Origin of the sequence: Mycobacterium sp. (assembly GCF_049280035.1) — a bacterium.
GTDB lineage: Bacteria > Actinomycetota > Actinomycetes > Mycobacteriales > Mycobacteriaceae > Mycobacterium.
Genome location: NZ_JBAPPI010000439.1, coordinates 1 through 4092 on the forward strand (window position 1 = coordinate 1; position 4092 = coordinate 4092).

The 4092-nt window shown below is 67.3% G+C and carries 5 protein-coding genes and 1 pseudogene; 4 read left to right on the forward strand and 2 right to left on the reverse strand.

Features of this window, described 5'->3' with window-relative positions; all coding sequences use genetic code 11:
• The 3 genes from rpsE to rplO form a co-directional block, all read left to right on the forward strand.
• On the forward strand, window positions 1–652 hold a 652-nt coding region (gene rpsE / locus WAN71_RS14540), incomplete at its 5' end, for a 30S ribosomal protein S5 (RefSeq protein ID WP_422226006.1).
• Between the two features lie 2 nt (window positions 653–654).
• Window positions 655–909, forward strand: a complete 255-nt coding sequence (gene rpmD, locus WAN71_RS14545) for a 50S ribosomal protein L30 (RefSeq protein WP_422226007.1) — start codon at window positions 655–657, stop codon at window positions 907–909.
• Entirely contained in the window at window positions 906–1346 is a 441-nt protein-coding gene (rplO, locus tag WAN71_RS14550) for a 50S ribosomal protein L15 (RefSeq protein ID WP_422226008.1), read from the forward strand. Before rpmD ends, rplO begins: the two co-directional genes overlap by 4 nt.
• Here the strand turns inward: rplO and WAN71_RS14555 are convergent.
• Both WAN71_RS14555 and WAN71_RS14560 read right to left on the reverse strand, forming a co-directional pair.
• Window positions 1343–2575 (reverse strand): serine hydrolase domain-containing protein, encoded by a 1233-nt coding sequence (locus WAN71_RS14555; protein ID WP_422226009.1) that lies wholly within the window; start codon window positions 2573–2575, stop codon window positions 1343–1345. The two genes, rplO and WAN71_RS14555, sit on opposite strands and share 4 nt — an antisense overlap.
• A gap of 112 nt (window positions 2576–2687) precedes the next feature.
• Window positions 2688–3614: an LLM class flavin-dependent oxidoreductase gene (locus tag WAN71_RS14560; RefSeq protein WP_422226010.1), complete on the reverse strand. Its 927-nt coding sequence runs from the start codon at window positions 3612–3614 to the stop codon at window positions 2688–2690.
• Between the two features lie 66 nt (window positions 3615–3680).
• On the opposite strand from WAN71_RS14560, the pseudogene WAN71_RS14565 reads away from it, so the two are divergent.
• Window positions 3681–4092: pseudogene (locus WAN71_RS14565) on the forward strand (signal peptide peptidase SppA); the annotation flags it as partial.

Genomic DNA, 4092 nt, shown 5'->3' on the forward strand with positions numbered 1-4092 from the left:
GGAAAGTCGCGGCGACGGCCGCGACGGTCGCGATAGCCGCGACGGCCGGGGGCGCCGGGATGGTGGCGGCCGCGGCGGACGCGACCGCGACGGGGACAAGAGCAACTACCTGGAGCGGGTCGTCACCATCAACCGTGTTTCGAAGGTGGTCAAGGGTGGTCGGCGATTCAGCTTCACCGCTTTGGTCATCGTCGGCGACGGCAACGGGATGGTCGGCGTCGGCTACGGCAAGGCCAAGGAAGTCCCGGCCGCGATCGCCAAAGGCGTTGAAGAGGCGCGTAAAAGCTTCTTCCGGGTGCCGCTGCTCGGCGGCACCATCACCCATCCGGTGCAGGGCGAGGCCGCCGCGGGCGTTGTGCTGTTGCGTCCGGCCAGTCCCGGTACCGGCGTGATCGCCGGCGGTGCCGTCCGTGCGGTGCTGGAATGTGCTGGCGTGCGCGACATTCTGGCTAAGTCGCTGGGCAGCGACAACGCGATCAACGTGGTGCACGCCACGGTCGCCGCGCTCAAGCTTTTGCAGCGACCCGAGGAGGTGGCCGCCCGGCGTGGACTGCCGATCGAGGATGTCGCCCCGGCCGGCATGCTGCGCGCCCGGCGGGAAAGCGAGAAGCTCGCCGCGACTGTCAACACTGCACGTGAAGGAACGGCATAAAAATGGCCTTAGAAAAAAGCGGGGCAAAAGGCGATGTAAAGGCAGCACCACAGAGTCAGCTGAAGATCACCCAGGTCCGCAGCACGATCGGTGCCCGCTGGACGCAGCGAGAGAGCTTGCGCACCTTGGGGCTTCGACGAATTCGCCATTCGGTCATCCGCGAGGACAACGCGCAGACGCGCGGGTTGATCGCGGCCGTGCGTCACCTCGTCGCGGTGGAGCCGGCCGACAAGGCGCCGGGAGGTAGCACCAAATGACGATCAAACTGCACGACTTGAAGCCAGCCCCCGGATCGAAAACCAAGCGAACCCGCGTCGGTCGTGGTGAGGGCTCCAAGGGTAAGACCGCCGGCCGCGGCACCAAGGGCACCAAGGCCCGCAAGGGCGTGCCGGTGACCTTCGAGGGTGGGCAGATGCCGATTCACATGCGGCTGCCCAAGCTCAAGGGCTTCCGCAACCGGTTCCGCACCGAATACGAAATCGTCAACGTCGGTGACATCAATCGGTTGTTCCCCAAGGGCGGTTCGGTCGGTGTCGACGAGCTGGTGGCCAAGGGAGCGGTGCGCAAGAACTCGCTCGTCAAAGTCCTTGGCGACGGCAAGCTGACCGCCAAGGTTGACGTCACCGCTCACAAGTTCAGCGGCAGCGCACTGGAGAAGATCACCGGCGCGGGCGGCTCTGCTACCGAGCTCTAGATTTGCGGGCGCGCGCCCAGCACGTCGCGGAACAGTGCTTGGCGCACCGCGAGTTCTCGTGGATCGCTGCACAGGTGAAAGCCCAGCCGGTTCATCACGTAGGCGAACCCGGTGCCGGTGTCGGGGTCGGCGAAGCCAAACGAGCCGCCGAAACCCGGTGTGCCGAAGGCTTTGTCGGACGACCCGAACAAACACAACGGCACCGGCTTTGCCAATCCCAGCGAATAGACGACGTCGACGTGTAGCACCCGGTCCCGCAGCCCGCGGCTCGGTGCGGCGGGCACGGCCATGAGCTCGTCCAGCACGGTTGGCGTCAGACCCAGCGCAGCACCCCCGGCCGCGGCGGCACCGTAGAGCTGCGCGACGGCGCCGGCCGTTCCGATCCCGTTGGCCGACGGGATCTCGATGGCGCGCACGTTGTCGCGGTTGTAGTCGCCGGCCCATGGGCTCACGTCGCGCGGAAGGCGACCGGCACGGGTGATCAGTCCGACCGGGTTGAGCGACGCGGCGACGAGGCCGGCCGGCAAGGTATTGAGGTGCAGCAGGGATTCCGCGCGCGACCAGTGGTGCAGGTGCGCTACCCGGTCGCGCCGCACTGAGTCCGGCAGTCCGATATGCAGGTCCAGCCCCATCGGCCCGGCAATCTCGTCGGCGAGGAAGCGGCCCAGCGTACGGCCGGCCGGGTCGGTCCGACGGATGAGCTCGGATTCGTACCAGCCCAGCGTGATCGCGTGGTACCCGTGCCGGGTGCCCGGTGGCCACGCCGGCTTCTGGGCCGCGAGCATCGCCGAAAGCCTCGCCGGTTCGGCGACATCCCGCACGGTCGGCGCTGGTTTCAGCACACACAATCCAGCTTGGTGGCCCAGCAGTTGGCGGACGGTCACATCGGCCTTACCGGCCTGAGCGAACTCCGGCCAGTGGTCGACTACTTTGTCGTCGTAGCCGAACAATCCGCGCGACACAGCCAACGCAACGGCGAGGGCGGCAATACCTTTGGTCGTTGAGAACATGTTGACCATCGTGTCGTGCTGCCATGGCGCTTTGGCGACTCCGTCGCGGTAACCGCCCCACAGGTCAACCACTTTGACGCCGTCGCGGTAGACGGCGACTGCGGCGCCGACCTCGCGACCGGACGCGAAGTTGGCGCGAAATGCATCGGCGACCTTGCCATAACCCTCGTCGACGTCCCCGCCGATCAGGTCCGGCGACACTCTGACTTTGAGAACCATTGAGTGGTTATATCGCGACCGCCGCTTCAGAACCGACGTCTTGATCGAACTCGATCAGGCAGTAACAGGCCGCGGTGGTGGAACAGGCCGTCTTTACCCACGGTACGCGCCTTCAGCGCAGCTGCGGAACCACTTCTGCGGCAAGGCGTTCCATCTGCTCGCGATCCTCGGCCAGGTCACGGCCAACGGGGTTGAGCAGGATCATTTCGGCACCGGCGTCGATGACTTCGCGCAATCCGGCTGCGACGTCGTCGGACGTGCCGGACACCGGTACCGCCTCGATGCCCGGCATCGCGCCGTAGATGCGGTGTAATCCGGCGAGCACCCGTTCACGTGCTCTGGCCGGGTTGTCGTCGAGCATCAGGTAAACGCGCTTGCCGATGCTGAACTGGGCCGGCTCCTTACCCTGTTCGGCCAGCTCGTGGCGCACCGTTTTCACGGCCTCGCCGAACTTCGCGGTGCTCGACGAACCCGCACCCAGGAACCCGTTGCCGTGACGCACCGCCCGAGCCAGCGCCTTGGGGGCCTGGCCGCCGAACCAGATCGGCGGATGCGGTCGCTGCACGGGTTTTGGCTGGATCGGGAGGTCGTTGACCTGACGGAACCGGCCGTCAAACGTCACCCGCGGCTCGTCGGACCACGCCGCCTTCATCAACTCCAGGCCCTCGGTGAAGCTGCTGATAAAGGTGGCTTTGTCCACCCCGAACGCGGCGAACTGGCGGAAGCCGCCGCCGGGTGCCACACCGATGTCCAGCCTGCCGTGGCTGAGCCGATCGACGGCGGTCACCGCCGAGGCCAGCTGGAGTGGATCATGCAACGACGAGACCAGCACGGCGACGCCCAGCCGCAGCCGATCGGTGCAGGCCGCGGCGTAGGCCAGCAGTTCCAGCGGCGCCAACAGCGGCGCCTCCCCGACGGTCTGTTCGAGCACCCAGCCGCCCTCAAACCCGAGCTCCTCGGCCCGGGTCAGGTAGTCGCGCTGACCGGTCGCGTCGAAGCCAGCGGAATCGAGTTGGTGGATTGAAATGGAGAATCGCACCCCACCACCGTACGGTCGGCGCTGCGCCGCCGCAGTGCCGCCGCTGGTCATCGGTAGGCTCGAGGTATGTTTGCTTTCCTGCCCGACCCGCCGGGCGTTGACGAGGTCCGCGCATTGGCTCGCCGAGTCGACACCGCCCGCCACCACGGCGTACCCAGAGGCTGCGTGCTCGAACTGGACTTGCGCGCCGCGCCGCCGGAGGCCGGCGGCTTGGACCCGCTGGCGATCATCAGCGGCGGCGGTCGCCCCTTGGTGCTGCGCGAAGCCATCTCCGCGCTGCACCGGGCCGCCGACGATCCGCGGGTCGCCGGCCTGATCGCGCGTGTGCAGCTTCCTGCCGCGGCGGCGGGGCCGGTTCAAGAGCTGCGGGAAGCCGTCGCCGCATTCACCGCGGTCAAACCGTCGCTGGCGTGGGCTGAGACTTACCCGGGAACGCTGTCCTACTACCTGGCCTCGGCGTTCGGCGAAGTGTGGATGC

Bases quoted from the DNA above. Each gene is read 5' to 3' on its own strand.
- rpmD (WP_422226007.1), top strand. From the start codon at position 655: ATGGCCTTAGAAAAAAGCGGGGCAAAAGGCGATGTAAAGGCAGCACCA.
- rplO (WP_422226008.1), top strand. From the start codon at position 906: ATGACGATCAAACTGCACGACTTGAAGCCAGCCCCCGGATCGAAAACC.
- WAN71_RS14555 (WP_422226009.1), bottom strand. From the start codon at position 2,575: ATGGTTCTCAAAGTCAGAGTGTCGCCGGACCTGATCGGCGGGGACGTC.